Origin of the sequence: Fibrobacter sp. UWCM, assembly GCF_900129735.1 — a bacterium.
Lineage (GTDB): Bacteria > Fibrobacterota > Fibrobacteria > Fibrobacterales > Fibrobacteraceae > Fibrobacter.
This window is the reverse complement of sequence record NZ_FQWR01000010.1, coordinates 53,493-78,675: the sequence shown is the minus strand read 5'-3', so window position 1 is coordinate 78,675 and position 25,183 is coordinate 53,493. Positions and strand designations below refer to the sequence as shown.

Genomic DNA, 25,183 nt, shown 5'->3' with positions numbered 1-25,183 from the left:
TATTTCATAACATGAAAGTCGTATTTATGGGAACGCCGGAATTTGCGGCCTGTTTTTTGAAGCATCTCAAGGAATGTGATTTTGCGGACGTGGTGGCTGTTGTCACGCAGCCTGACCGCCCGGCAGGGCGCGGGCGCGTGCTCACGCCCCCGCCAGTCAAGCAACTGGCGCTCGAATACGGGCTCCCTGTGCTGCAGCCGACCGACCTGAAGTCTCCCGAATTCGAGGCGGATTTGCGCAAGTTCGAAGCCGACCTGTTCGTGGTCGTTGCATACTCGATTTTGCCGAAGAACATCCTGGGTGTCGCGAAGTTCGGTGCCGTGAACGTTCACGGGAGCCTCTTGCCGAAGTACCGCGGGGCAGCCCCGGTGCAGCGCGCGATTGCCGATGGCCTTCCCGAAACGGGCGTGACGGTTTTCCGCCTGGACGAGAAGATGGACCACGGCCCGATTCTTGCGCAACGCAAGGTGGCGATAGACCATCAGGATACGACGGCTTCGCTCTTGGAAAAGATGGTTGCACCCGGTTGCGACGCACTGGACGATGCGATTCACCAGTTGCTCGAAGGCCGCGAGAAGGACTTGACGCAGGATCACGCGCAGGCAAGTGGCGCGCCGAAGCTCAAGAAGGAAGAAGGCCTTATCGATTTTAACCTGCCCGCGAAGGTGATTCACAATAGAATTCGCGCATTCAACCCGTGGCCCGGCGGTTACGGGAAGCTGGGCGGCCGTATGGTTTACCTGCGCAAGACGGATACTCCGGAGGCGGGCCCGAAGCTTGCTCCGGGTGCAGTGGAATTCAAGGACAATCGCTTTTACGTGGGTACGGGCGAGGGCCTGCTCGAGGTCATCGAGATTCAGGCCGAAGGCAAGAAGCCTATGCCTGTCGCCGACTTCATGCGCGGAATCCAGAAGCGCGAAGGACTTTGCTTTTGCTAGACGATTCCCTGAAAGAGCGCATGGACGCATACCGCGTGCTTCTGCTGTGGCAGAAGGACGGTAGCTTTATTAAAGAAAGCGGGCTTTCGCCTTTCGCGATGGAACTTGCCCTGGGCGTGTGCCGCAGGCACCTGTACCTGCAATACTTTTTAAAGACTCTCGTAAAGAAAATGCCCTCGCTTGAAGTGGCGACCGTGCTTGAAATGGGAATATTCCAGATGTTCTTTATGGAAATCCCGGACCACGCCGCCGTTTCGACGAGCGTGGAACTTGTGAAGGCGGCGAACCTTGGCGAAGGTTCCGCGCGGCTCGTGAACGCCGTACTGCATTCCGCGCGGAGGTCCAGGCTGCCCGCACTTCCGCAACAGCGCGTGCGCCGCGTTTCGATTGAAAGTTCGGTGCCCGAATGGCTGGTGCGTCGCTGGTTCGATATTTACGGCGGTGACCGTGCAGAAGCGCTTGCGAAGGCGACGCTCGAACGCCCGGTGGAATGGATTCGCGTGAACCTGCAGAAGACTTCCGCTCCGGTACTTGCCCAGAAACTCGGGCTTACGGGTGCTTCGATTCTCTACGACCGCTACATCCAGGTTCCCGAAGATGCGAAACTCAAGCCGATTCTGGAATCGGAATCTTTCGCGAAGGGCGAGTTCAGCATGCAGAACCCTTCCGCGTACGAGGTCGTGAAACTGCTCGACCTGAAGCCCGGCCAGAGGGTTTGGGATGCGTGTGCCGCTCCCGGCGGAAAGTCCGCGCTGATGGGCGAGATGGACAGTTCGCTCGATATTCTCGCAAGCGACGTTTCCGCATTCCGCGTAGAAAAAATGCACGACGTGGTGGACCGCCTGGGCCTCAAGAACGTGCGGCTGGAATGCATCGACGCGCTTTCGCCTCAATGGCCTGTCACCCTGGAGGAGCGACGCTCCGATAGGGTCCAAGAAGCAATGGATCCTATCGTTTCGCCTACGGCTTCACTCCAGGATGACACGCACTCGTCTAAATTCGACAGGATTCTTCTCGACGTGCCGTGCAGCAACATGGGCGTTATGCCCCGCAGGCCCGAATCAAAGTACCGCATTACGCAAGATTCCATGAAGGAACTTGCCGAACTGCAGTACGGAATTCTTGAATCCGCATCAAATCACCTTGCGGAAGGCGGCGTTCTCGTATATGCCACGTGCAGCCCCGACCCGCTAGAAACGACCCAGGTCGTGAACCGTTTCTTGAAGGCCCACCCTGAATTTGTCAAGCGTGGCGAGCATGTGCTCCCCGGCGCGCAGGATAATCGTTTTGACGGATTTTTTGCACAGGCTTTGGAACGGAAAAAAGTATGAAACTGAAACTTATTTTATCTGCAATAGTTCTGTGCCTTGCGACGGTTCCGTTTGCGCAGACTGCTGATTCGGCCGTTGTACAGACTCCTGCGGATTCTGTTAAGGCGAACCCTGCGGATTCCGCTTTCTCGAAGGCCTACGTGTCTATCGAGGGTGGCGAGATGTACCCCTTCGGCGACCTTCAGGATGCCGTGGAAAATTCGTTCTATGGGGGTGTCGGGCTGCGTTACAGCTACTGGGATGACTTTGACGGCTTTGTGCATTTTAACTACGCCTACGTGAAGGTGCGTGCTGAAGGGATTCCGTTCCCGGGCGTGCACCAGTTTGTTGGTCGCCTCGGGCTTGACTGGCGTTGGAAACGCATCCGCCCGCTGGCCGTGGGTGCGGGCTTCACCTGCAACTGGACGCGTGCCGATTACGATGGCGAGGAGGACTATTTGAAGGGCCGTGGCGGCATGCTTCTCGATAACGAAACGGAATTCGGGTGGTTTGCCCGCGTGAACATGCCGTTCCTCTACTTCAAGGACTTTACGGCGGGCCTGAACGTACTCTGGGAACAGCTGTGGACTCTCCCGGAAAGGTCGAATATGCTCACCGTGGGCTTCTACATTGAAAGGAGGGTCTGGTAATGAAGTTTTCCTCCTTGTTGACAACGTTGTCAATAGCCCTGCTTGCGGTAAATGCAAGTGCGGCGATTGACCCCGAAATGGAAGGGATGGAGCCGGTTAGCCGTGACGACGGAACATTCCTTGTCGGCGGGCCTACATACTTCTTCGACCGCATTCTCGGTGCGGGCGGAATCCACTCCGAAAGTGAACTCTGGACTCCGCAAAAATTGCGCAATCGCCTCCTGTTCAACCGCATGTCGGTACTGCCCTCGTGGGAGCCGATGGAACCTTCCGTGTGGGTCAAGACGGGCAATGAACTCGGCGACATGATTTACCAGGACGTGATTACCGAGACGGACAGGCCCACGAACCGCACGCCCATCCTCGAAGGTGGCTTCAGGACGCCTGCTTTCAAGGGATTCTGGGCGACCGCCCGCGGTTTCCAGGACGACCACTATTCTGCGCGGACTGCAAGCTACCGCAAGAAGATGGTCGATGACGAGTTCTCGCTGTTCGGCGAAAATTACCCGATGTTCAGCTCCATCTACGGCGGGCTGGGCTATACGAACGATTTTGTGAACGCTTCCGTGCTTGCGGGCGAGGAATACATCTGGGAATACATGGAATCGTCCCGCTGGATTCCGGTACACATGGCGCCCCGTGTGGAAGGCCGTGTGGATTTCTGGAACTTTGCGCTGACTGCCGCTTACGAGCACGCGGAATACCAGAACAAGCGGGTCGGTGAATCTGGCGAGCGCGACGAGGTGAGCGGTTCCGTGCTTTACAAGTGCGGCGAAGATTGCCAGAAGGGCGTTTTCCAGATTTCGGCAGGCTTGGCCTTCCGCTTTGTGAGCGATGATGGCGACGTTTATACCGGGCTCGATAACGATCGCGTGCTTTGGCCGTTTATGCAGTTGCGTGTACAGCCGCTCCGTTGGCTCCGCGCCGACGTGATGTTCGGCATGAATGATTCCGACTGGCTCGTGCAGGATAGCGTAGAGATTGGTGCGCCCGTTCCCGTGAAGGGCATGGGCGTTACGCTCGGTATCAAGAATGTTTCGGGTACGCGCTTGAACCCGCTCGCCGACGACGTTGAATATTTTGCATTGAAGGGCGTGAATGACGAAATTGACCTTGCACCGGATGGCCAGATGAACCTGGTGCAGGGTTACCTCGCGTTTGCCGATACGGTCGCTTCCGTTTCGCTTGGCGGGCGCGCAAGCTTCTGGGCGGAACACGGTGCCGAGACGTTCGACGTGGAAGGTTTCGTAAAAGATGACGCTTTCGAGTTCCGCTATGGTGACGTTGCCCGCATAAATTCCTGGATCAAGGGCATTACGGGCGAACTCTGGATTGACGCGTGGTACGAGGATATGTTCAAGTTCCGTGCGCTCGCGGGCTTTGAACGCATCGACGGGCCTACGGAACGCTTCGAGGTCACGCCTTCGGAATTCTTTGTCGCGTTTACCGGCGACTGGCTTATCCGCAAGAGTTTCCGCGTTTCGCATTCGCTGCGCTACAGGAGCGATGCCCAGTGGAACCTGCGTGGACACGACCCGCTCGTGGTGAAGGGCGACTGGTACTGGGACGCTACATTCGAGCAGCAGTTCCCGAGACTCGGGCTTTACCTTGCGGGAACACTTATACACGTGCTTGCCGACGAGGTGGTGCAGGTGCCTAACGGCGACTACGACCGCATCCGTTTCGTCTGCACCGTCAAGAAAACGTTTTAATTAAAGCGCGTGTCATCCTCGCCCCCTTCGTCATCCTCGCGAAGGCGAGGATCTAAAAAACATTTTTCAACGCCTTTAAACTAAAACTATTCGCGAACGCCTTCGCGGCATCTTCCTTCTTCACCCACGTTGCGTTGAACTGCGGGTCAATTTTCTTGCCCGAGCTGGCGACGCACTTGCTTGCCTTTGTGGAGAGCTTTACGTGCAGAACCCTGCATTCAATCTTATGCACCGTGATGTTGTGCCGGAAACTCCCGCATTCGCGTGTATGTACAACGTTGTCTGCGTTAAGGTAGGCTTCCGCTTCTGCGGGCAAACCCGCGGTGGCGTTCCTCGGGCTTTCAAAATGCGGGAGCGTCGCCTGCCCCGCAAGGAAGGCTTGTCCGGCGGATACGGCAAGCAACTTGCCGTCGGCGCTTTCTACGACAAGCGCCGTGCCGTGCCAATCCCTCTGCGTGCGCTCGCGTTTGGGCGGGAACTCTCCAGTGCGCCCTTCGGCATTGGCACGGCATCCGCCGTTTAGCGGGCAGTTTGCACAGTCGGGATTCTTGCTCCTGCATACGGTGCGCCCGAGTTCCATCAGGGCCTCGTTGTGCATGTATGCCTTGGGAGAGTCTGCGACCTCGCGGGCGTATTTCCAGTAGGCCTCGGCACAACTTTCGTTCTTTCCGGTTGCGTTCTTGCCGGCGCTCGCCTTGTCTGTCGGCAGAAAATCGAGCGCGTAGAACCGTGCAAAGATGCGCACGAGGTTTCCGTCCAGAATCGCTTCCCGCTGGTGGTACGCGAGGCTCAGTATTGCCCCTGCGGTGTACGCGCCTATTCCCGGCAGCGCTTCCAGTTCCTTGCGAGTCCGCGGCATTGTGGCAGGTCGGTGAGCTTGCCGAACCGCCTGCTCGCAGACGGTTTTTGCCGTTTTCAAAATATTCCTTGCGCGGCTGTAGTACCCGAGCCCCTGCCAGTACCGGAACACTTCCTCCTCGTTCGCCTTGGCGAGAGTCTCGATATCCGGGAAACGCTCCATCCACTTTATGTAGTAGTCGCGAACCGTCGCGACCTGCGTCTGTTGCAACATCGTCTCGCTAATCCATACCGCATACGGGTCGCGTGGTGCGTCCAAATCTGTGGGCCTCCACGGGAGCATTGCCGCATTTTTCTTGAACCACTCGCGCAGGCGCTTTAGGATGTTGCTTTCCATGCGTCAAATATATCAATATTGGGTGCGTCGCTTGCTCGGGCAGGTGCGCGTTTTTTGTATTATTGAACGGAGAAATAAAAACCTGTAACCTGATATCTGGAACCTGAATATGGCCGAACAGAATAAAGCAGAAAAATTCGTTTTCTACATGTACAAGATGACCAAGTCGTACCCGCCTAACAAGGAGGTGCTGAAGGATATTTCCCTCAGTTTCTACTACGGCGCAAAGATTGGCATCATCGGCCAGAACGGTGCCGGTAAGTCGACGCTCCTCCGCATTATGGCGGGTATCGACAAGGAATTCCAGGGCGAGGCATGGATCGAACCGGGCCGCACCGCAGGCTACCTGCCGCAGGAACCGCAGCTGGACCCGAACCTCACCGTCAAGGAAAACGTGATGCAGGCTGTCGCCAAGAAGCAGGCCGTACTCGACCGCTTCAACGAGATTTCCATGAAGTTTGCCGAACCCATGGAAGACGACGAGATGAACAAGCTCCTCGACGAACAGGCGAAACTCCAGGACATCATCGACGCTCAGGACTTGTGGAGCCTTGACCGCAACATCGAAATTGCGATGGACGCTCTCCGCTGCCCGCCGGGCGACTGGCCGGTGACGAACCTCTCCGGCGGTGAAAAACGCCGCGTGGCTCTCTGCCGCCTGCTCCTCGAAGAACCGGATTTGCTGCTCTTGGACGAACCGACGAACCACCTGGATGCCGAAACGGTCGCCTGGCTCGAACGCCACCTCCGCGAATACAAGGGCTCCGTGATTCTGGTGACGCATGACCGTTACTTCCTCGACAACGTGACGAACTGGATTTTGGAAATTGACCGCGGTCGCGGCATTCCTTGGGAAGGCAATTACGCCCAGTGGCTCGACCAGAAGCTGGAACGCCTCCGTGGCGAAGAGAAGGGCGAATCCGACAGGCAGAAGCGTTTGGCCCGCGAACAGGAATGGGTCAAGCAGAGCCCGAAGGCACGCCAGGCCAAGAGCAAGGCCCGTCTCAAGGCTTACGAGGAACTCTTGGCCGAGGATTCCCGCGAGCAGATCAAGGTGGCGCAGATCCACATTGCAAATGGCAAGCGCTTGGGCGATATCGTCATTCAGGCGGAGCACTTGCAGAAGGCCTTTGGCGACAAGGTGCTGTTCGACGACTTGAACTTCAACCTGCCGCGCTCCGGCATCGTGGGCATTATCGGCCCGAACGGTGCAGGTAAGACAACGTTGTTCAAGATGATTATGGGCCAGGAAAAGCCCGATGGCGGTACGCTCAAGATTGGCGAGACTGTGGAAATCATCAGCATGGAACAGGGCCGCGAAAGCTTGGACGATTCCAAGACGGTTTGGGAATCTATCACGGGTGGCAACGATGAAATCTTGGTGGGCGACCGCAAGATGAATGGCCGTGCTTACTGTGGTCTCTTCAACTTCACGGGTGCAGCCCAACAGAAGAAGCTTTCGCAGCTTTCCGGTGGTGAACGTAACCGCGTGCTTATGGCAAAGAACTTGCAGAAGCCGGGCAACCTCTTGTTCCTTGACGAACCGACGAACGACTTGGATATCGAAACATTGCAGGCTCTGGAACAGGCTATCCTCAAGTTTGCAGGCTGCGCCGTGATTATCTCGCATGACCGCTGGTTCCTGGACCGCATCGCTACCCACATCCTCGCTTACGAAGGCGATTCGAAGGTGGTGTGGTTCGAAGGCAACTGGAGCGAATACGAAGCCGACCGTCGCAAGCGCCTCGGCGAAGATGCCGACAACCCGAAGCCCATCAAGTACAAGACGCTGACGAGACAGTAATTTTCAGAGTGTCACCCCGGCCACAGTGCCGGGGTCGCCTTTTTTCTCTTGTCATCCCCGCGTAGGCGGGGATCTATTTAATTATAAAATTGCGAAGAACTCCAGCAGTTCTTTCACGAAAATGCTTGTCAAGAGTAGGCAAATGACCAGAATCGAACTTCTGGTTAGGGGCCTGTCTTGCCAGGTGTAAATCTTTTTCCTTATCTCGACCTGCTTCGTGAAAATGCTCGCTATTGTTGCAACAAAGAAAATCGAGAAAAATGTGATGATGTCCAGGAGTTGCAGCGGCCTTCCGGAAATGGGAGAGAGCCCGAATAAGTCGAGCGTGTCGTAAAAACTATCCAGTGCGAAAAACCAGAAGAGAAGGATAATGATGCCGAACAGTACGGGCTGCTCTTTCCATTGAATCTTGAAGACGTACTCAATTTTCTTGGTGCGGGTGTAATGAATCCCCAGGTAGAGCCCGCCAATGAATGCAAATATGTTGTCCATGGTTAAAAGTTAGGAATTTTGCCTAGACTATTATGTTGGCTGCGGCGGTGTTCTTTAAAAAAGATTGGTTCGTGATATTAGGGCTTTTTTTGAAATTTGTTGCTATTGACATTTTTTGACGTTTGCTTTATATATATTGTGCGAGAAGTTTTTGTAGAATCGATGTGTTTTGATGCTATAGTTGTGTTGGTGATGGAGTAAATTCACTGAAAAACGTCTAAAATTGTATTGACAAAAGTGTAAATACGGGTTATATTTACAATGAAGGTCGGAAAGCTCTGGACAATCGTCGCGAACAGGAACACGGGAAAGGTAATCACTGCCCGAAGGGCGCACGGAAAGGAGATAAGGCTCTATGAAGAAAAGCATGGACGTTGATTTCTACAAGAAACATGACTTCGGCGACGAAATGCGCGAGGCTGTGGATTCCGGACGCGGTTTCGTCGGCGAGAATATGACTCCTGACCAGTTCTTCGCTATGGCGCGGGCTAGGAGTGAGGCAAGGAAGGCCGAGAAGGCATCGAAGGCCGTCACTATACGCATTCCCGTGCGCGTAATTGAGGGCTACAAGAAGAAGGCTGCGTCTGATGGTGTGGGTTACCAGACGCTAATGAATGAAGTTCTAGAAGCAGCTCTCGGCTAGAAAGTTTACGATATGACGATAGACGCTCTTATCGAAATGAGCCGTAATGAAGGTCTTTGGGTCGATGATGACGACAAGGACTATGGATTCTGCCAGTGCAAGGTATCCATGACTGGCGATGTCGTGTGGATTGCCGAGCTTGATGGCGAAATATGGTACGTATTCCAGTCGTTTGACACGGATGCGCCTATGCTGTCACTTGAAACAGTTGAATGTGGGACTATTGCCGAACTTGCCGCTAGGCTGAAAGGTGAATCGGAGACGGTGTAGTTCTCGCTTCATTTTTTCTGTGGCTTATAAAGAGCCTCTATAAGATGTACTTCCTGAATATATCTTATTTCATGCGGCAGCGCAAGCGATAATAAATGTTTTTGCCGCACCTTGGCTCTCGCTTATCGCGAATAAATCTATTTTATAGCAAAGATTTTCTTGGAACGATATCATGATTCGTGTTTTATTGATGCTTTTGCTTGTTGCCTCGTCCGTGCTGTGGGCGCGTGATATTGACGAGAGCGTCATTGATGCAAATTCTCTGCGGTTAGACGATGTGATTTGCAAGGGCTGCGAAAAGATGCGAGAAGGTGACGCTGCGGGTTACGATTATGTCCGCTGCAAACAGAATAATGAAATTGTTGAGTACTCTTCCGGGCCGATGGGCGGCTGGGAGTATGTGGACGGAGTGGGCGTTTTTAAGGGCAATACGCGTGGGCTTAAAACATGTTCTGTTCGTATTTCTTTTAGTAATGGCGTTCGGTTGGGGATGACGAAGGATGAGGTCTTGAAGAAAGATCTCGCCTTTAAGCAAGAAAGCGATTCTGTCTGGAGATGGGAAAAATGGAAACGATTGGGCCCAATGGAGCCCGATGACCCCAATGACTGGCATGATTGGCAGGGATATGAGATTCGTTTCTGCAAAAATAAGGTTTGTAATATCTATTTTTGGCATATTCAAACTGATGGTGGTCCGGATTAACCCATGCTCCACGTTTTTAGACACGAACTTCGCCTGATATTCCGGGATCCGCGATTCTGGATTCCGTTCATCATCCCGCCGGTGATTCTCGCGGCGAGCCAGGGAATTGCGGTTTCGCGGTACGGCGGGCAGATTATGGAAGGCATGGAAGGTTACATGATGCTCCTGCTGGGGTGCCTCATGGCCCCGATGGGTTCGCCGTTGGCCGGAGATTCGTTTGCGGGCGAGCGCGAACGCAACTCGCTTGAACTGTTGCAGCTTTCTCCCATCGCGCCTGCGAGGCTCTTCTGGGGCAAGTTGCTCGCGATTGTTCCGTTCCCGGTGGGTTTCGCGCTCCTGGCGCAGTTCGTCTACTGGGCATCGCATCCCGATATTTCGACCGTCGCGGCGCTCGCTTCTATTCTCGGCGCGCTCTCGGCGGTGTTCCTCACGACATCGTTCTCGCTGATGCTTTCGCTCCGCGTGAAGACGGTCCGCGCCGCGGCGCACATCTCGCTTTTCATTGTAGTCCCGCTGCTCCTCCTGGTCCAGCTGTTCCACGAGACGTTCCTGGTCGGGCTTTTCATTCCTACGGTTACGTTGTTTGTAAGTCTGGCCCTCAGCGTACTCACTGCTATCCTAAGCATGCGCAAGTTCGTGAACATGTAATTCAACAAGGTTCTTGATGCATTATCTGATTGTTCCCGGTTACAGCAATTCTGGCCCCACTCACTGGCAGACTTATTGGGCGAACAACATGCCCGATGCAAGTCGCGTTGAACAGCACGACTGGGAACACCCGCACAAAGCGGATTGGGTCGATACGCTCGACAGGACGGTGGCTGCGCTCGTGTCCGATACGGTTCTCGTTTCGCACAGTCTGGGGGTCGCGACGACGGTCCTCTGGCTTATGCAGAAGGCGAGGGAAGGTGCCGTTCCGGCAAAAGTCAAGGGCGTGTTCCTCGTTGCGCCTGCGGATATCGATGTGATTGACATTGTCGATGACTTTGCTCCGATGCCTTTGGAAAAGTTGCCGGTGCCCTCGTGTGTTGTCGCGAGCGAGAACGACGAATATGTGACTATTGAGCGTGCGCGTGTTTTTGCGGATGCGTGGGGCTCGATGTTCTTTGACGTGGGCCGCAAGGGGCATATCAATGCGCTTTCGAACCTCGGCGAATGGGAAGAAGGCCGTGCCCTCCTGAAAGAATTTGAAAAAAATCTCTAATTGCTGGTTTTTCCGTTTTTAATTTTGTAGATTATGCTCAACTCGTTTTTCGGGTTGTGTCGGCTGTCGAGTGACGCCCTTTTATTATAGTGTTAAAATCTAGGGGACGATTGTGCCTCGCAAAAATGCGGAGGAAAGTCGCGGATGCTTTATGCCCGCGGTAGCATGCCTCGTTATTATTTTACTTCTTTGCCTGGGGCGCGCGTGGTGCGCTGAGCGCGACGTGCCCGACAAGGTTTCGCTCGATTTCGTGGATGCGAGCCTGCAGGATGTCGCCCGCTCGGTTTCGCTTGCCTACGGGGTGCCCGTGCTTGTGGACGTCGGTGCGGAGGCGCGTGTCACGTTCCACCTTGATGGCGTCGGGCTGCTGGAGGGGCTCACGTCGTTGTGTTCTACCCTCGGGCTGGAACTCATTCGCGACGGGACGGTTTTCCATATTCGCAAACGGCTGGAACGAGGCGAGAATTTTTTTCGGGTAGCAGATTCGCTCGTGTCGCTCGACGTGCGGGAGCGCGACGTTCGCGAGTTTATCCGGGATTTTTCTGCGAATACGGGCCTGAACGTGGTGGCTTCGCCCGATGTTGCTGGGCCTGTGAGCGGTCATCTAGAATCCGTACCGCCCGGGACAGCGCTCCGGGTGCTGCTCGAGTCGCACGGTTTCCGCGTGAGGCGCGATGCGGACTGCTTCCGTGTGGAACGCTCGCGCAATTCTCCCGCGGGTGGCTCGGGCCCGAATGGCGCGGGTGCGAACGGCGTTTCGCCCGCGGGCGCAAATTCCGTGCCGGATATCGTTCAGGACGATTCGCTCTATACGGTAGAACTGGACGGCACCCCGCTGGACGTGTTCCTCAAGGAACTGGCGCGGGTATCGAACCTCAATCTGGTGCTGTACGGAGACGTGCGCGAGAGCTTGCAGATGCGTTTTGAACGCGAACCGCTTGCGAATCTCCTGCAGTCGCTCTTTCGCGGGAGCCGCTACACTTATGCGTTGGATATGAATACTTTGTTTGTAACAGAACGCGGGGCGAAAAACGTGCTCTCGCGTACGGAACTTTACCCGTTGAAGGCTATGACGCCGGAGGCTCTCGTGCCGCAACTTTCCAAGCTGTTGCCGGGTTCGGGGCTTGTCGTGTCGGAGGTGAAGGAACAGAACGCGCTGATGTTGCGCGGCTCGCCCGCAGAAATTGCGGAGGCTGTCGCTATCCTCGAAAACCTGGACAGGCCCGCCATGCAGGTGACCATCTCGTGCGTGATTGTGGAACTCAAACGCGGGCGCAACTTTGAAATCGGGCTCCACAGCGGCTCTACGCGCAAGACGGGCGAGAACGAACTGGGCGTGCGCGGATTCTGGGACTTTATGGGGAAGGACGTTTCCACCTCGGGAGCGTTCGGGAAAATCGGGATTCTGCCGGCGCGTTTCGAGATGGAACTTTCCGCGATGGAAGAGAACAACAGGGCCGAGGTTCTTGCGCGCCCGCGGCTCACGACGCTCAACGGGAACAAGGCGGAACTCAACGTGACGAACACGGTCTATTACCTGGTGAGTCAGGTATCCGCCGACGGCTACCCGATTACGGATTACCGCAGTTTCAATGACGGAATCTCGCTTGAAATCACGCCGACGGTCACGCAGGGCGGGAGCATCACGCTGAACATTTCGCCCGAAATCAAGACGGCGGGGCGCTCGAGCGGCGATGGCCCGCGCGATATCAGCACGCGAAACCTGAAGACGACCGTCACCTTGAAAAACGGCGAGACACTTTGCCTGGGCGGCCTCGTACGGAAGGGCAAGTCGGAGGTGCGCACGGCGGTGCCGTTCCTCGGGAGCATCCCGCTTATCGGCAGGCTTTTCAGTTACGTGAGCGAGGTCGAAGACGAGAGCGAACTGGCCATCTTCATCACGCCCGAGGTGAATTTCTGATGTGGGCGAGAACGGCTTTTGTGGAGGCACGGCTCTGGACCTGGGAGGTGGTGACAGGCTTCGATGGCGTGCTGGACCCGCTGACGCTCCGCAGGCGCTTTGCCGAGGATTTCCCGAGTGTCGCGCAGTCGTGTTCAGAAAGCTCTTGCGCGGCGCAACCCGTGTTCCGGGAAATGGTGAGCTTCAACAGCACGGACGGGCGAAAACACCGTTACCTGGTGATGCTTGCGAACGAGAGCGATTCAGAAAAGGAACCTGCGAAATATCGCGGGCGAGGCGAGCGCATCTTGCCCCGGACGGCGATGCTCTACGGGTGTGCGGACAAACTAATGCGCGAGGAAGATTCGTGCGAAAGCGCTTATTGCGGGTGCAGCCTGCGCGAAAGTTGCGGGAACTGCCGCTTCGCATTTCTGGACAACGGCTGGCTGTACATCCTCGTCTTCTTTGAAGGAAGGCTTTGCCACTGGAGCGAGGAACCTCAGTATAATAATAAAGAAAGCGTGCAGGAACGTCTCGGGCGGTTCGATGTTTTTCTCCGGAACGACGATCTGTTTTCTCGGGCGGAAAAATGGTACTGCGCGTTTATGGACGTAGGGGACGTGCAGGAACCGGAAAGGCTCCGCTGGTTAAGGCGTGCGGGGAGCGATCCGTTCTGGCGGGTACGAACCTGCGGGAAGCTTGTGCTGCCTGCGTTTGCTGCGGGCGTGGCGCTGTTGCTTGCGGTTAGTACCTGGTGGAACGTTCTTTCGGGAGATTTGCCGGGCGCGGCACCCGAAGTAATATCGCCTGCAGGCGCGGAACTTCCGGCGCTCACGCCTCCGCCGGAGATGCGCCCGAGCGAAGAGGTTGTCGCGCAGTTTAATGAGAGCGAGATGCGCGCGCCGTTTAACAAAGAAAACAACGCGTGCGACCTCCCTCCTGTCCGCTTGCACGGCGTCGTGGCGGGTCGCATCTTCAGCGCATCGATTGCGGGCGCATCGCCTTCCTGGTACAGCCTCGGGGATACCCTCGGGCCCTTCGAAGTCGTTTCTATCGGGAAGGACCGTGTGCAGCTTGCCTGCGGGGGCGAAACTCGGGAGGTTCGCAATGGAACGTAAGCGCGGTTTCGTTCTGGGATTTGTCCTCACGCTTATCCTTTCACTCACCATCCTGTTCGGTTGCCTTTTGCGGGTGCCGGGAAGCGTGCTGCGTTACACGAACTGCTATGCGCGCGAAGTGCAGGCAGTCTATGATGCGGAATCGGCAATCATCGCGAATCTCTCGGGATTGCCTGACGGGTTCTTCGCGGGCCTCCCGCCGGTGTATGCCGAAAGCGATGGCCCGTGGGGTCGCATTTGTGCCCCGCTACTGGTCGGCGGGCATCTTGTACCAGCAAAAATCCCGCATTCCATGCCTGCAAATACATTGCGTCCTGCATCAGCAAATACGGCCCCCAGCCTATGTGCATATTACGGCACGCGCTATTCCCGCCTGCGGTTTGACGACTGGTACACCGCCATGATTCAATATCGTGCCGCCCTTCGCGAGTCCATCACGACGGCAAGGGGCTTTCGCGTCATGTCCGGCAATCGCCGCATCTTCCGGCTCGATACCGCAATCGCGTTGCACGTTGCCGATGGCGACCTCACGCTAGATTTCGATACACGAGTCCCTTCCGCCGCCTTCTTGGTCGAAGGCTCCGTGAACGTGAAGGGGCGGGCGCGTTTCGACACGCTGTGCATCTATTCTGAGGGCGATGTAACCCTCGGCGGCGAAGTCTCGGTCGCGCATCTCGAGGTCTATTCCGGCGCATCGCTGGAGGTGCATTCCTCCTTCAGGTTTTCGGGCATGCTCTATGCCCGCGATTGCATTGCAATTCGCGACCGTGTACGGGCAGATTTCCCGAGCGTAGCCGTATCGCTCGGGTCGGGCAGCGGGCGCATCGCCTTCCTGAATCGAGCCTCCTTTGCTGGCGTGCTCGCTGCGCCGGGCGGCACGGTCGAACTCGATGTTTCCGACAGTCTCGCGGGTGCTGCGTTTCCCGGAACCGTGCGCGACTCGGCCCAAGCCCTTCTACCCGCATTTTTTGACGGCGAGAAAGTCGTGTTCCGGAGGTCCGCGCAGTGATTACCCGCGATAAACATCTCGCCTCCAGCGATAAGCGTCTCGCTCTTTGCAAAAAACTTCTCGCCTGCGATAAACGAAAAGCCTTTACTTTGCTCGAGGTCCTCGTCGCGCTTGCGGTTCTTGCCGCAGGGGCGGCCACCCTCTCGCTGTACCTGGGGGCGTTCCGGCGCATCTCTGCCCTCGAGTTCTCCCGCTCGGATTCCGCGCTTGCTGCAGTCGCGTACATCGATTCCCTTGCAGTTTCTCTCCCGCCCTGCGTCGACACCATCTATACCCGCCGCGCATCTCTAACCCGCAACCCGCCCGCAATAAACGGCAACTCCGCAATAAACAGCCGCCCCGCAATAAACGGCCACCCCTCGATAAACGTTACTCCCGCAATAAACGATCCCCCCGAAATAAGCAATCAACTCGCGACAAACGATTCCCCCGCAATAACCATCACCCCCGTTCCCGCCGCGTCGCTCCAGTGGCTCGAAATCCGCACGCCCGGCTACACCTTCAGGAGGCTCACCCGATGCAAAAAGGCTTCACGCTAATGGAACTCATGGTGGCGCTTGCGGTTGCGGGCATCCTTGTCTCGTCTGCGCTCGGGCTTTACGGCATGTTTCACCGCGAATACGTGCACATCCTTGCCGCCTACGATTCCCGCACGACTGAATATATCCATACCATGCAAAAAAGCATCCGCGAACTTCGCGGATGCCCTGATGCAAATCGTTTGTAGCGGATTACGATTCCTGCTCTTCGACGTTGCCGTGTTCCTTGCGGGCCTTGTGCACTTCGATAATGTTGCCGATAAAGTGCATGAAGCTGAGCACGCCCACGGAGAGGAAACCCACCGCGTAGAGCGCGAGGAACGGTCCGATAATGAACTTCTGTGCGCCGATGTATTCGAGCAAACCGAAGATGCAGTACACGCCCACGGCAAGTTCGAGGACGGCCATCCAGGGGAACTTCTGTGCGTAGTGGCTCTTCGCCTTCTTCTTGGATCCGCCGCTCTTCGGGGTACGGACAAAACTGCCCTTCACGCCGGTCACGGCACCGAACACGGCACGCGTGTTGTTCACGGCGATGCCCACGCCAAGCGCCATCAAGATGGGGAGGCTCAGCATGCGGATTTTCCAGCCGGTATAGCCCGAGCAGCGCTGTGCAACGAAGTAAAGGACGGAAGGAGCGATGGCGGCGAGGAAAATGAAACTGAAGCCGATGGTGTAGGCCCAGCTGGGCAAGTGCGCGACCGGTTCGAAGAACGCGAGGAGCGGCCAGGCGCAGAGGGCGGTAAACAGCATGCAGGGGTGAATCGAGTAGTGCGTGGTGTGCAGGAACGCGCCAATCTTGATGCGGAGCGGGACTTTGGCCTTCCACACGCGCGGCAAAATCTTGATGGCCGTCTGGATGGAACCGCGGGCCCAGCGGAACTGCTGTGCCTTGTAGGCGTTGATGTCGTTCGGAAGTTCAGCCGGCACAATCACGTCAAACACGAACTTCATCTTCCATCCGGCGAGCTGGCTGCGGTAGGAGAGGTCCATGTCTTCGGTCAGGGTGTCGCCTTCCCAGCCGCCACCGTCGTAAATAGCCTGCTTGCGCCACACGCCTGCGGTACCGTTGAAGTTCATGAACAGCTTGCCCCAGCTACGGGCGGACTGCTCGATAACGAAGTGGCCGTCGATACCGATGGACTGGGCGAGCGTAAGGCCCGATTCCGTGCGGTTCAGGTGGCCCCAGCGGCCCTGAACGAGGCCAATCTGGTCGTCCATCACCAGGTAGGGGATGGTCTTCAACAGGAAGTCCTTCTCGGGGACGAAGTCCGCGTCGAAAATCGCGAGGAATTCGCCCTTCGCGACGGCCATGGCTTCCTTGAGGGCGCCGGCCTTGAATTCCTTGCGGTTCGTGCGGTGGATAAGCTTGATATCGTAACCCTTCGCGGCAAGTTCGGCCACCTTCTTCTTCGCCACTTCGTAGCATTCGTCGGTGGAGTCGTCCAAGACCTGGATTTCGTGCTTGTCCTTGGGGTAGTCGATAGCACAGACCGCGTCGAGCAGTCGTTCCACGCAGTTCGCCTCGTTAAATACGGGGAGCTGGGTCGTGACCTGCGGGAGGTCGTTGATGGAGTGCTCACGGTAGAACTTGAGAATCTTTTTGCGGTCTGATAGTCTAGTATGGCGGCTATTCTTCAGGAATAGATATATGCTGTAGTAGCAACTGAACCCGTAAATCACCAATCCCACGCCGGCGATGACATAGACTACGAACATTGCGTAGAGGAGAACTGTATTCATCGTTTACAAAACCTTTTGCATAATCAAATGCTTGGGCGCAAATATAGAAATCAAAGCCTCTTTTTGCTATGTTTCGTTACTATTTTTATGGAAAAAAAGAGTGATAGACTTAACTTTTTTACAAAAAATCGCGTTTTTTCGCATTTTTGCGACGAAGTGCAATTAAATTGTATATTTAGGTAAAAAATTATGGATGAACGGAATTCGGGCGAACCGTCTACGGTAGTCAAATGGATGCTTTCGCACAGGGACGATGCCGGTTTCGGTGATGCGCTGAAATCGCTTATCTCGTATGCGTGTGTCGAGTGGCTCCGCGTGACGTTCGGGGTGCAACTTGCGTCCGAGGATGCCCTTTCCAGGGTGATGCTTGCGGACCTGCCTGCATATCCGGTCGGGCGCTGGCTCGAACATCCGGAACGTCATTGCGAGGAAATAGCCGCGTTTTGCGAGAAGGCCAAGTCCGGCGAGCCGCTGCCCGGAGTGACGGTCGACGTTCCCGACGTGCTCGACCTTCGGGGCGTGGTTTGCCCTGGCAATGCCGCCCGTTCGAGGCTTGTGATGTCGGGTTACCCCCGCGGGCGTGTGCTGAAGATTGACCTCGACGAGGGTTCCCCTATCGAGAATGTCCCCGGAGCGCTGGTTGCGGACGGCTGTAGCATTGTCTCCCGCGAAAAAAAAGACGGTTTTTGGGAAATTTCTGTGGTCAAACCCATCGATAGTAAGTAAATTAAAGGCATGGAAAACAGGATTCTCATAATCGGCGACGAACTCTTCGGAGAACAGGGTGAGGTGGCCTCCCGTGTGGCCGAGATGCTCCTGTGCCGGGAACCATCGCGGCCCATGCAGTTTTCCATCAATTCTCCGGTTCCACTTTCGTTGCCGCAGCTCTTGGCGCGGGCTGCATCCGACATTATCGGCAAGAAGGCGGGGCGCATCGTGCTCGGCCTCGGGCTGACCGACCTCAAGAAGGATTCGGGTTCGGGGTTCCTTACGGCGGAGAACTACACGAGCCTCGTGCATGAACTTGTCAACAAGACTCAGTCCGGCATCTTCGTGGTGACGGTTCCTCCCGATTCCGTGCCCGGCGTGAGCGACAAGGCAGAAATCCTCAACAATGCCATCCGGGCGTTCGAAACCGCATTCCCTTCGCGGGTGAAGGTGTTCGATTTCGCGGGGCATGCGGATATTTTCAAGCAAAAGCAACTGGAAAGGGGCAAATTTGCCCGCAGCCTGTATTCGGAAGACGCAAAACCCACCTCTTTGTGCATTACGCTCGAATCGCTTTTCTTGCAAGATTGTATATTAAGAGAGTTAGAAGATAAATAAGGAGCTGATATGAGTCTTTTAGATGATGGTTTTGCCAGAAAGATTGCAGCCCAGAGACGTGCCTGGGACATGACTACGGAACATGGAAACAAGGATCGCGGTCCGCGTCAGCCTGCCGCCCCCAAGATGGGTGTGTGCGACAAGTGCCACAAGGAAACGATGGTGCGAGCCTTCCGTAGCCGCCAGACGGACCGTATGGACGGTGCCGCCAGTTTCGGGACGGTGTTCAAGCACTATTGCGAGGAATGCGCCCCGAAGTCCCGTGCCCAGAAGGATGCCGAGGTCCCGCAGCTCACAAACAAGCAGGTGAAGAACCTGATGCGTTCGGCAAAGAAGGGCCTGCTCTAAAAAAATCAAATTACCCTATCGGTAACCGTTTTCCACTCGCCGGGCTTCAAATCGCCCAGCGGGATGTTTCCTATTTGTATGCGGATGAGCCGTAGCGTGGGGAACCCGACCGCGGCAGTCATGTGGCGCACCTGCCGGTTCTTGCCTTCTATAAGGGTGAGCCGCACCCAGCTTGTGGGTATGTTCGCGCGGAACCGCACCGGAGGGTTGCGCGGCCAAAGCCAATCGGGCTCTTCGGCAATCTCTGCCTTGCAGGGCTTGGTGCGGTATCCCTTGATGTCCACACCTTTTGCGAGCCGCTGCACGGCCTCTTCGGTAATCTGCCCGTCGACCTGCGCCAGGTAGGTGCGCGGGTGCTCGAATTGCGGGTCCAGCAACTTCTTGATGAGTTTCCCGTTGTCCGTAAGGAGCAATGCGCCTTCGCTGTCATGGTCGAGCCTGCCTGCCGCGTACACTCCCGGCGGGAAGGCGAATGTATTGAGCGCCGGGTGGCCCGATTCGGGCGTGAACTGGCTCAGTACGCCGAACGGTTTGTTGAAGAGGATTACGGTAGACATGTCTTACCCGGAATGCCTATGCAAGTTCCTGGAAGAATTCCGGGCGGTGGAAGTCCGGCTTCTCGGTATCGATGGGGAAGGCGCTCAGGTAGTGCGGGGTCTTCGCCTTGTCGGCGCACTTGTACAGGTTCCCCCGCAGGTGACCGCCCTCGAAGGCGTCGAGCCCGAATATGCTCGCCGGGATGCGCAGGCTTATGCCCCAGCTTATAAATTCCCCGATGATGCTCGCGAGTTGCTTGGTACGCGCGATTTGCGAGAGTGCCACCTCACTGAGTACGGTACGGTTCTCGCGCCCTTTTCCGCGTGCGGCAAGCAGGGCCCCGCGGCTCGTGACCTCGAAGTTGAAGTACTCTTCTGCGTTTGCGGGGTTCTGCAGGAACACCTCGACGCAGGAATCTTCCCAGCTGTGGCCGCCGTCTTCCATGACTTCGGCCCTGAAGCAGTCGAGCGGTTCCTCGACGTAGAAGTCAATCTGTACAAATTCACGTTCTTCCGAGACGTTCGCCATCACGGTCGGGGTCTGGATTCCCTGGTTCGCTTTCCAGTTCATATTCGGTTTTAATAGCATAGTGATTAAAATAGATAAATCAGTGATTTAATCGATTAATCACTAGGTAGGGGTGTCGCGATATGGCGAATTTTTGCGAAAAACGGCATTTTAAAATTGGCACGGAAATTGCAACTATAGGGGTGCCCGTCGGAAGCGGCAAATGGGTTGCCGTGGAGGCGGTTTAACACAAAATATAGGAGGCCATAATATGGCAGAAAATACGAATGCAGCAGGCAATGCTGCCCAGCAGAAGGTGGATCCCGCTTTCGACTGCCTTGCGGTAACGCAGGTGCAGGTGTTCCCGTTCAAGGAAGGCCCGAGCCTCGGGCATCTGAAGGGGCTCGCGCAGATTGTGCTGAACGACCAGATGGTGATTCGCGGGCTCCGCGTGATGGATGGCGTGAACGGGCTCTTCGTGAGCTACCCGCTCGACCCGTTCTACAAGGGCGAGGACTTCAAGTCCATCTGCAATCCGATTACACGCCAGCTGCGTGAGCACATTGAAAATTGCATCCTGGAAAAGTACCAGGCTGCTGTAGCTTAGTAGGTGCAAATGTTCCGCAGGATCCGTTCTTACTGCTTGTTTGGTATAAAGGCCGTCCCTGTGAGTGTTGAGGTTGACGCCTCGCAGGGCTTGCCTGGGTTTACTCTGGTCGGCCTCCCGGACAATGCGGTGAGGGAATCCCGAGAGCGCGTCGTTTCGGCGATACGTTCCATCGGGAAGGTGGTGACGGGTTTCCGTACTACGGTAAACCTGTCGCCAGCGGATTTGCGGAAGGAGGGGAGTGCACTAGACCTTCCACTGGCTATCGGGATGCTCGTTTCTACAGGAGAGATAAATGTAGAGGAGGTGGAGCGCTATGTCTTTGTCGGTGAACTTTCGCTGGATGGATTGTTGAAGCCAGTGAGAGGGGTTTTGTCCATCGCGATGGGTTTACCGCGGGATAGCGAGAACATCCTGGTGATTCCCCGGGCGAATGCTTCCGAGGCTTCGCTGGTGGAAGGTCTTCATTACGTTTGTGCGGATTCCCTGAGGGAATGCGTAGAATTTCTAGAAGGGGGCGGGGGCTCGAAACCATCAATCGCGTCCGGCATACAAACGAGGCCCCAGCCCCCTTCCCTTGAGGTTCCCGACTTCAAGAACGTGGTTGGCATGGAAGGCGTGAAGCGCGCACTCGAGGTGGCAGCGTCGGGGGCGCATAACTTTTTGCTCGTGGGTTCCCCGGGCGCCGGCAAAACGCTGTGTGCGCGCTGCCTGCCGGGAATCTTGCCTGATATGACTGACGAGGAAGTGCTGGAAACGACCCGCATACATTCGTGCGCTCGCCGCTCGGGCGACTCCGCGGAATTCAGGCCGGTGGTCGTTCGCCCGTTCCGCACGCCCCACCACAGCGCCTCGATGGTATCGCTGGTGGGCGGCGGTGCCCGGCTGTTGCCGGGCGAGGCGAGCCTCGCGCACAACGGCGTGCTCTTTCTGGATGAACTCCCGGAATTCAACCGGACTGTTCTAGAGGCTCTCCGTGAACCGATGGAAGATGGCTTCATTTCGGTAAGCCGTGCGAGCGGGACCGTGGTGTGGCCCGCGCGCTTCATGATGGGCTCTGCGATGAACCCGTGCCCCTGCGGGTTTGCGATGGACCCGAAGCGCGTGTGCACGTGCCTGCCCGATGCGCGCAAGCGTTACCGCGAAAAGATTTCGGGCCCGCTATTGGACCGCATCGACATCCAGGTGAGCGTGCCGCCCATGGAGGCGGGTGCACTCGTGGATAACCGCAAGTGCGAAAGTTCCGCCGAAATCCGCAAGCGGGTCTGTGCGGCACGTGCCATCCAGCGCCAGAGGTTTAAGGACCTGCCGTTCAAGTCCAATGCGGAGATGTCGTCGGAATGCGCGAAAAAGTTTGCGGGCATGTCGCCCGAAGTGGAACGCTTTGCGGTTTCTGCCGCCGACAGGATGAACCTGAGTGCCCGCGGGTTCTACCGCATGCTGAAGGTCTCGCGCACCATTGCGGATATGCGGGAGGCGCCGAATGTGGAAGTTGTGGACATTTCGGAGGCCCTGCGTTACAGGACAATCAACTGACTGTCAAAAAAAAAGCCGCGTCGTTGCGGCCTCTTTTCTAGAACTTGGGTGGCGCTTTGAGCGCGGAACCTTACCGGCGGATGCGGATGCTGGATTCGGCGCCTGCGCAATTCGGGATGGCTCTCGGTTTGCTTACCCGCACTTCGGCCGCCTGTGCCTTGGGGTAGTTCCCCAGGATGTACTTCGCCGTTTCCAGCACGAGGGTCTCTTCGAGCTGGAACTTCGCTCCCCGGATGAACTCCTTGAGGTTGTCGGAGAGCTGGGCGTAGTCAATGGAATGCACCAGGTCGTCGTTACGGGCGGCCTGCGTAAAGTCAAGCCAGATGGAAATGTTCAATACAATCGGCTGCTCCTTTTCTCTCTCGAAAGGGAGCGTTCCGATAATGCAATCGAACGTCAGGTCTTTTAGCGAAATTTTGCCGGTTTCGACTACCATACGAAGAGCACGATGGCTGCAGTCAGGGATACCGCCGTCACGCCGAACCAGAGGTTGCGGGCGAAGGTGTAGGAATCCTGGGTCTTCTTGTTGGTGTCCATGCGGGCTTCGAGGTCGGCAAGGGTGTACTTTTCGGTCGTGTTGTAGGTGGCGTACTGTTTCATTGCCACTTCACAGGCCGCGGGTTCCTTGTCGGCCGCACAGGCGCTCGTGATGCCGGCCATGATACCGGAATGGACTTCGTCGAGGTCGTCGTAGGCATCCTTGGCCTTGTTGGCTTCCATCTGCTGCATCACGCCGATAACGGCGCCGGTAACGGCGAGGGCGGAAAGGCCCACGGCAGTCCAGAAGCGGACTTCGTCAGCAATACCGAAACGGTCGGTCGCATTTTCGGAAGCGTCGCTGATAGCGTAGTCGCGTTCATCGGCGCGGGAGTTGGATTCGTCGAGGTCGCCCTTGACGTCGATATCTTCGTCTTCTTCCTCGTCCTCGCAGTCCGGATCGTACTCGTCGCATTCTTCCTCTTCGCTGGAGGCGACTTCGGGTGCAGGTGCTTCTTCTTCGGCGGGTGCTGCCGATTCGTCGCCCTTCAACTGCACCATGCTGCCGTCAACGAATGCAATAGCGGAAGATAGACCGGGAACATACACGGCCTTGCCGTCGAAATAGACCTTTTCGACGTCTTCCTCGATAGGCATGCCCCTGCGGGCGTAGATACGGGTCGTGACTAGCTTGGAATAATCGACACCTTCTGCAGTCAGGGCCACGAGTCCGGAGAGGTCGCCCTTGCCACCCTGGTAGAGCTGGTAGGCTGTGGGGGTCTCGCCGAACGGGTCGGTGAACTTCTGGCGGACAACCAGGCGACCGTCCTGGAGGGAACTGACCTCGTCTGCCGGAGCGGTCTTCAGCTGGCCACCGAATTCGGCGGTGATGTATTCGTCGGGCGTGCCGGCGTCGGTTGCGGTAAATTCTTCAATATCGTAAGAGCCGGCGAAAGCCGTTGCAATGGAAAGGCAGAATGCCACTAAGAAACGCTTCATTTTGTACTCCAATACGGAATTGCTTTTCAACGAAATATATAAAAAAAAGGGGAGATGTTATAAAAAATAAGTTTTTTTGAGGCTTTTAACCCCATTTTATGATGTAGAACAATCTTTCTTGCCATTTATATGGTATTTCGGCACGAAAAATTCTACTTTTTAGCCCGTAAATTTTAACCCTAAAAGAGGAATCCATAATGGCAAAGCTCTCTATCGAAGATCTCGAACTCGCCGGCAAGCGCGTGTTCATCCGTGTCGACTTCAACGTTCCGCAGGACAAGGTGACTGGCGAAATCACCAACACCAAGCGTATCGAAGCCGCCCTCCCGACCATCCAGTACGCTCTCGATCACGGTGCAGCCGTCGTGCTCGCTTCCCACCTGGGCCGTCCGAATGGCGAAAAGAACATGAAGTACACCCTCGCTCCGGTTGCCAAGAAGCTCGAAGAACTCATCAAGAAGCCGGTGAAGTTCCTCTCCGACTGCGTGGGTCCGGAAGTTGAAGCTGCCTGCGCCGCTATCAAGCCGGGTGAAATCATCCTCCTCGAAAACCTCCGCTTCCACATCGAAGAAGAAGGCAAGAGGAAGATCAAGAACGCCGATGGCACCGAAACTAAGGAAAAGGCCGACAAGGAAGCCGTGAAGGCCTTCCGCGCAAGCCTCACCAAGCTCGCTGACGTCTACGTGAACGACGCTTTCGGTACCGCTCACCGCGACCACTCCTCCATGACTGGTGTTGAACTTCCGCAGCGCGCTGCCGGTTTCCTCATGAACAAGGAACTCAAGGCATTCGACCAGGTGCTCAACAATCCTCCGCGTCCGTTCCTCGCCATCCTCGGCGGTGCCAAGGTCGCCGACAAGATCCAGCTCATCAACAACCTCCTCGACAAGGCCGACAAGATCATCATCGGCGGTGGCATGGCTTTCACCTTCAAGAAGGTTCTGAACAACATCGAAATCGGTTCTTCTCTGTTTGACGAAGAAGGTGCCAAGCTCGTTCCGGATCTGATGGCCAAGGCCAAGGCTGCCGGCAAGGAAATCATCCTCCCGGTTGACTACATCGCTGCCGACAAGTTCGCTGCCGATGCCGCCACGAAGGCTGTCACTGACGCCGAAGGCATTCCGGCTGGCTGGATGGGCCTCGATGTGGGCGCCGAATCCACCAAGCTCTTCGTGAACGCTATCAAGTCTGCAAAGACCATCGTCTGGAACGGCCCTGCAGGCGTGTTCGAATTCGAAGCCTTCGAAAAGGCTACCAAGGCTATGGCCGACGCTATCGTCGAAGCTACCGCTGCCGGCGCAATCACCGTGATCGGTGGTGGCGATACCGCTACGGCTGCCAAGAAGTACGGCGCCGACAAGAAGGTGACCCACACCTCTACGGGTGGTGGCGCTTCCCTCGAACTGCTGGAAGGAAAGGTGCTGCCGGGCGTCGCATTCCTCACGGATAAGTAATTCGTCGATAAACTTCGCAATACTGCGTCACGCGAGCTCTCGCTGTATGTCTTATACAGCTTCGGCTCGCGTTTCTTGTCTTGCTCGTTTCTAGACGAATTACAGTTTATTAATTAAAGGCTTTTTTTGCGCTTGCGCAAATTCCTGCTTTTTATAAAGACT

28 protein-coding genes are annotated in these 25,183 nt (G+C 56.2%); 21 read left to right on the top strand and 7 right to left on the bottom strand.

Going from position 1 to position 25,183, the window contains the following annotated elements; genetic code table 11:
- Positions 1-11 precede the first annotated feature (11 nt).
- The 4 genes from fmt to BUB22_RS08455 are packed head-to-tail and all read left to right on the top strand — an operon-like array spanning position 12 to position 4,610.
- Positions 12-938, top strand: coding sequence for a methionyl-tRNA formyltransferase (fmt, locus tag BUB22_RS08470; RefSeq protein ID WP_073114754.1), 927 nt, complete (start codon positions 12-14; stop codon positions 936-938).
- On the top strand, positions 926-2,269 hold the full coding sequence (locus tag BUB22_RS08465) for a transcription antitermination factor NusB (protein WP_254794689.1): 1,344 nt from the start codon (positions 926-928) through the stop codon (positions 2,267-2,269). Before fmt ends, BUB22_RS08465 begins: the two co-directional genes overlap by 13 nt.
- Positions 2,266-2,898, top strand: coding sequence for a hypothetical protein (locus tag BUB22_RS08460; RefSeq protein WP_072808643.1), 633 nt, complete (start codon positions 2,266-2,268; stop codon positions 2,896-2,898). Before BUB22_RS08465 ends, BUB22_RS08460 begins: the two co-directional genes overlap by 4 nt.
- Complete coding sequence (locus BUB22_RS08455; RefSeq protein WP_073114753.1) at positions 2,898-4,610, top strand: hypothetical protein; 1,713 nt, start codon at positions 2,898-2,900, stop codon at positions 4,608-4,610. Before BUB22_RS08460 ends, BUB22_RS08455 begins: the two co-directional genes overlap by 1 nt.
- Before the next feature lie 52 nt (positions 4,611-4,662).
- Here BUB22_RS08455 and BUB22_RS08450 read toward each other — a convergent pair whose 3' ends face one another.
- On the bottom strand, positions 4,663-5,805 hold the full coding sequence (locus tag BUB22_RS08450; RefSeq protein ID WP_073114752.1) for an A/G-specific adenine glycosylase: 1,143 nt from the start codon (positions 5,803-5,805) through the stop codon (positions 4,663-4,665).
- A gap of 109 nt (positions 5,806-5,914) precedes the next feature.
- Between BUB22_RS08450 and ettA the strand changes: the two genes are divergently transcribed.
- Positions 5,915-7,609, top strand: a complete 1,695-nt coding sequence (ettA, locus tag BUB22_RS08445) for an energy-dependent translational throttle protein EttA (RefSeq protein WP_073114751.1) — start codon at positions 5,915-5,917, stop codon at positions 7,607-7,609.
- Positions 7,610-7,690: 81 nt separating this feature from the next.
- On the opposite strand, the gene BUB22_RS08440 is transcribed toward ettA, so the two are convergent.
- Positions 7,691-8,101 (bottom strand): hypothetical protein, encoded by a 411-nt coding sequence (locus tag BUB22_RS08440; protein WP_073114750.1) that lies wholly within the window; start codon positions 8,099-8,101, stop codon positions 7,691-7,693.
- A gap of 355 nt (positions 8,102-8,456) precedes the next feature.
- Here BUB22_RS08440 and BUB22_RS08435 point away from each other — a divergent pair, with 355 nt between their 5' ends.
- From BUB22_RS08435 to BUB22_RS08390, 10 genes are all read left to right on the top strand, one after another.
- Complete coding sequence (locus BUB22_RS08435) at positions 8,457-8,744, top strand: BrnA antitoxin family protein (RefSeq protein ID WP_073114749.1); 288 nt, start codon at positions 8,457-8,459, stop codon at positions 8,742-8,744.
- Positions 8,745-8,756: 12 nt separating this feature from the next.
- The gene (locus tag BUB22_RS08430) at positions 8,757-9,014 is read left to right on the top strand and encodes a hypothetical protein (RefSeq protein ID WP_073114748.1); all 258 of its coding nucleotides are present in this window, start codon (positions 8,757-8,759) and stop codon (positions 9,012-9,014) included.
- A 172-nt stretch (positions 9,015-9,186) separates the two neighbouring features.
- Entirely contained in the window at positions 9,187-9,717 is a 531-nt protein-coding gene (locus tag BUB22_RS08425) for a hypothetical protein (RefSeq protein ID WP_073114747.1), read from the top strand.
- Positions 9,718-9,720: 3 nt separating this feature from the next.
- Complete coding sequence (locus tag BUB22_RS08420; protein WP_073114746.1) at positions 9,721-10,365, top strand: ABC transporter permease; 645 nt, start codon at positions 9,721-9,723, stop codon at positions 10,363-10,365.
- 16 nt (positions 10,366-10,381) lie between these two features.
- Entirely contained in the window at positions 10,382-10,921 is a 540-nt protein-coding gene (locus BUB22_RS08415) for an RBBP9/YdeN family alpha/beta hydrolase (RefSeq protein ID WP_073114745.1), read from the top strand.
- Between the two features lie 151 nt (positions 10,922-11,072).
- Positions 11,073-12,842, top strand: a complete 1,770-nt coding sequence (locus BUB22_RS08410; RefSeq protein WP_073114744.1) for a type II secretion system protein GspD — start codon at positions 11,073-11,075, stop codon at positions 12,840-12,842.
- Positions 12,842-13,939: a hypothetical protein gene (locus BUB22_RS08405; RefSeq protein WP_073114743.1), complete on the top strand. Its 1,098-nt coding sequence runs from the start codon at positions 12,842-12,844 to the stop codon at positions 13,937-13,939. The genes BUB22_RS08410 and BUB22_RS08405 overlap by 1 nt, the downstream gene beginning before the upstream one ends.
- Positions 13,929-14,948, top strand: coding sequence for a hypothetical protein (locus tag BUB22_RS08400; RefSeq protein WP_073114742.1), 1,020 nt, complete (start codon positions 13,929-13,931; stop codon positions 14,946-14,948). The genes BUB22_RS08405 and BUB22_RS08400 overlap by 11 nt, the downstream gene beginning before the upstream one ends.
- Positions 14,945-15,487: a prepilin-type N-terminal cleavage/methylation domain-containing protein gene (locus tag BUB22_RS08395; RefSeq protein WP_083535461.1), complete on the top strand. Its 543-nt coding sequence runs from the start codon at positions 14,945-14,947 to the stop codon at positions 15,485-15,487. The genes BUB22_RS08400 and BUB22_RS08395 overlap by 4 nt, the downstream gene beginning before the upstream one ends.
- Positions 15,466-15,675, top strand: a complete 210-nt coding sequence (locus tag BUB22_RS08390; protein WP_073114740.1) for a PilW family protein — start codon at positions 15,466-15,468, stop codon at positions 15,673-15,675. The genes BUB22_RS08395 and BUB22_RS08390 overlap by 22 nt, the downstream gene beginning before the upstream one ends.
- Before the next feature lie 4 nt (positions 15,676-15,679).
- Here BUB22_RS08390 and BUB22_RS08385 read toward each other — a convergent pair whose 3' ends face one another.
- Positions 15,680-17,230: a glycosyltransferase gene (locus BUB22_RS08385; protein ID WP_073114739.1), complete on the bottom strand. Its 1,551-nt coding sequence runs from the start codon at positions 17,228-17,230 to the stop codon at positions 15,680-15,682.
- 189 nt (positions 17,231-17,419) lie between these two features.
- Here BUB22_RS08385 and BUB22_RS08380 point away from each other — a divergent pair, with 189 nt between their 5' ends.
- Genes BUB22_RS08380 through BUB22_RS08370 form a run of 3 tightly spaced genes read left to right on the top strand, consistent with a single transcriptional unit; the run spans position 17,420 to position 18,904 of the window.
- Positions 17,420-17,956, top strand: a complete 537-nt coding sequence (locus BUB22_RS08380) for a sulfurtransferase TusA family protein (RefSeq protein ID WP_073114738.1) — start codon at positions 17,420-17,422, stop codon at positions 17,954-17,956.
- A 9-nt stretch (positions 17,957-17,965) separates the two neighbouring features.
- Complete coding sequence (locus BUB22_RS08375) at positions 17,966-18,556, top strand: hypothetical protein (RefSeq protein ID WP_073114737.1); 591 nt, start codon at positions 17,966-17,968, stop codon at positions 18,554-18,556.
- Positions 18,557-18,565: 9 nt separating this feature from the next.
- Positions 18,566-18,904: a hypothetical protein gene (locus BUB22_RS08370; RefSeq protein ID WP_072808607.1), complete on the top strand. Its 339-nt coding sequence runs from the start codon at positions 18,566-18,568 to the stop codon at positions 18,902-18,904.
- Between the two features lie 5 nt (positions 18,905-18,909).
- Here BUB22_RS08370 and BUB22_RS08365 read toward each other — a convergent pair whose 3' ends face one another.
- Both BUB22_RS08365 and BUB22_RS08360 read right to left on the bottom strand, forming a co-directional pair.
- On the bottom strand, positions 18,910-19,461 hold the full coding sequence (locus BUB22_RS08365; RefSeq protein WP_073114736.1) for a pseudouridine synthase: 552 nt from the start codon (positions 19,459-19,461) through the stop codon (positions 18,910-18,912).
- 16 nt (positions 19,462-19,477) lie between these two features.
- Positions 19,478-20,011, bottom strand: coding sequence for a carbohydrate-binding family 9-like protein (locus BUB22_RS08360; protein WP_254794688.1), 534 nt, complete (start codon positions 20,009-20,011; stop codon positions 19,478-19,480).
- 208 nt (positions 20,012-20,219) lie between these two features.
- On the opposite strand from BUB22_RS08360, the gene BUB22_RS08355 reads away from it, so the two are divergent.
- Together BUB22_RS08355 and BUB22_RS08350 are read left to right on the top strand one after the other, a co-directional pair.
- Complete coding sequence (locus BUB22_RS08355; RefSeq protein WP_254794687.1) at positions 20,220-20,555, top strand: SpoVG family protein; 336 nt, start codon at positions 20,220-20,222, stop codon at positions 20,553-20,555.
- A 9-nt stretch (positions 20,556-20,564) separates the two neighbouring features.
- A complete protein-coding gene (locus BUB22_RS08350; RefSeq protein ID WP_073114734.1) occupies positions 20,565-22,091 on the top strand; it encodes a YifB family Mg chelatase-like AAA ATPase in 1,527 nt (508 codons plus the stop codon).
- Between the two features lie 70 nt (positions 22,092-22,161).
- Here BUB22_RS08350 and folB read toward each other — a convergent pair whose 3' ends face one another.
- Together folB and BUB22_RS08340 are read right to left on the bottom strand one after the other, a co-directional pair.
- Complete coding sequence (folB, locus tag BUB22_RS08345) at positions 22,162-22,527, bottom strand: dihydroneopterin aldolase (RefSeq protein ID WP_073114733.1); 366 nt, start codon at positions 22,525-22,527, stop codon at positions 22,162-22,164.
- Positions 22,521-23,567, bottom strand: a complete 1,047-nt coding sequence (locus BUB22_RS08340) for a hypothetical protein (RefSeq protein WP_073114732.1) — start codon at positions 23,565-23,567, stop codon at positions 22,521-22,523. The genes folB and BUB22_RS08340 overlap by 7 nt, the downstream gene beginning before the upstream one ends.
- Before the next feature lie 197 nt (positions 23,568-23,764).
- Between BUB22_RS08340 and pgk the strand changes: the two genes are divergently transcribed.
- Positions 23,765-25,021 (top strand): phosphoglycerate kinase, encoded by a 1,257-nt coding sequence (gene pgk / locus BUB22_RS08335; protein WP_072808597.1) that lies wholly within the window; start codon positions 23,765-23,767, stop codon positions 25,019-25,021.
- Positions 25,022-25,183 lie beyond the last annotated feature (162 nt).

Excerpts from the sequence above, each read along its gene's own strand:
- fmt (WP_073114754.1), top strand. The coding sequence starts at position 12 with ATGAAAGTCGTATTTATGGGAACGCCGGAATTTGCGGCCTGTTTTTTG.
- BUB22_RS08460 (WP_072808643.1), top strand. The coding sequence starts at position 2,266 with ATGAAACTGAAACTTATTTTATCTGCAATAGTTCTGTGCCTTGCGACG.
- BUB22_RS08455 (WP_073114753.1), top strand. The coding sequence starts at position 2,898 with ATGAAGTTTTCCTCCTTGTTGACAACGTTGTCAATAGCCCTGCTTGCG.
- BUB22_RS08450 (WP_073114752.1), bottom strand. The coding sequence starts at position 5,805 with ATGGAAAGCAACATCCTAAAGCGCCTGCGCGAGTGGTTCAAGAAAAAT.
- ettA (WP_073114751.1), top strand. The coding sequence starts at position 5,915 with ATGGCCGAACAGAATAAAGCAGAAAAATTCGTTTTCTACATGTACAAG.
- BUB22_RS08440 (WP_073114750.1), bottom strand. The coding sequence starts at position 8,101 with ATGGACAACATATTTGCATTCATTGGCGGGCTCTACCTGGGGATTCAT.
- BUB22_RS08435 (WP_073114749.1), top strand. The coding sequence starts at position 8,457 with ATGAAGAAAAGCATGGACGTTGATTTCTACAAGAAACATGACTTCGGC.
- BUB22_RS08430 (WP_073114748.1), top strand. The coding sequence starts at position 8,757 with ATGACGATAGACGCTCTTATCGAAATGAGCCGTAATGAAGGTCTTTGG.
- BUB22_RS08425 (WP_073114747.1), top strand. The coding sequence starts at position 9,187 with ATGATTCGTGTTTTATTGATGCTTTTGCTTGTTGCCTCGTCCGTGCTG.
- BUB22_RS08420 (WP_073114746.1), top strand. The coding sequence starts at position 9,721 with ATGCTCCACGTTTTTAGACACGAACTTCGCCTGATATTCCGGGATCCG.
- BUB22_RS08415 (WP_073114745.1), top strand. The coding sequence starts at position 10,382 with ATGCATTATCTGATTGTTCCCGGTTACAGCAATTCTGGCCCCACTCAC.
- BUB22_RS08410 (WP_073114744.1), top strand. The coding sequence starts at position 11,073 with ATGCCCGCGGTAGCATGCCTCGTTATTATTTTACTTCTTTGCCTGGGG.
- BUB22_RS08405 (WP_073114743.1), top strand. The coding sequence starts at position 12,842 with ATGTGGGCGAGAACGGCTTTTGTGGAGGCACGGCTCTGGACCTGGGAG.
- BUB22_RS08400 (WP_073114742.1), top strand. The coding sequence starts at position 13,929 with ATGGAACGTAAGCGCGGTTTCGTTCTGGGATTTGTCCTCACGCTTATC.
- BUB22_RS08390 (WP_073114740.1), top strand. The coding sequence starts at position 15,466 with ATGCAAAAAGGCTTCACGCTAATGGAACTCATGGTGGCGCTTGCGGTT.
- BUB22_RS08385 (WP_073114739.1), bottom strand. The coding sequence starts at position 17,230 with ATGAATACAGTTCTCCTCTACGCAATGTTCGTAGTCTATGTCATCGCC.
- BUB22_RS08380 (WP_073114738.1), top strand. The coding sequence starts at position 17,420 with ATGGATGAACGGAATTCGGGCGAACCGTCTACGGTAGTCAAATGGATG.
- BUB22_RS08375 (WP_073114737.1), top strand. The coding sequence starts at position 17,966 with ATGGAAAACAGGATTCTCATAATCGGCGACGAACTCTTCGGAGAACAG.
- BUB22_RS08370 (WP_072808607.1), top strand. The coding sequence starts at position 18,566 with ATGAGTCTTTTAGATGATGGTTTTGCCAGAAAGATTGCAGCCCAGAGA.
- BUB22_RS08365 (WP_073114736.1), bottom strand. The coding sequence starts at position 19,461 with ATGTCTACCGTAATCCTCTTCAACAAACCGTTCGGCGTACTGAGCCAG.
- BUB22_RS08360 (WP_254794688.1), bottom strand. The coding sequence starts at position 20,011 with ATGAACTGGAAAGCGAACCAGGGAATCCAGACCCCGACCGTGATGGCG.
- BUB22_RS08355 (WP_254794687.1), top strand. The coding sequence starts at position 20,220 with ATGGCAGAAAATACGAATGCAGCAGGCAATGCTGCCCAGCAGAAGGTG.
- BUB22_RS08350 (WP_073114734.1), top strand. The coding sequence starts at position 20,565 with ATGTTCCGCAGGATCCGTTCTTACTGCTTGTTTGGTATAAAGGCCGTC.
- folB (WP_073114733.1), bottom strand. The coding sequence starts at position 22,527 with ATGGTAGTCGAAACCGGCAAAATTTCGCTAAAAGACCTGACGTTCGAT.
- BUB22_RS08340 (WP_073114732.1), bottom strand. The coding sequence starts at position 23,567 with ATGAAGCGTTTCTTAGTGGCATTCTGCCTTTCCATTGCAACGGCTTTC.
- pgk (WP_072808597.1), top strand. The coding sequence starts at position 23,765 with ATGGCAAAGCTCTCTATCGAAGATCTCGAACTCGCCGGCAAGCGCGTG.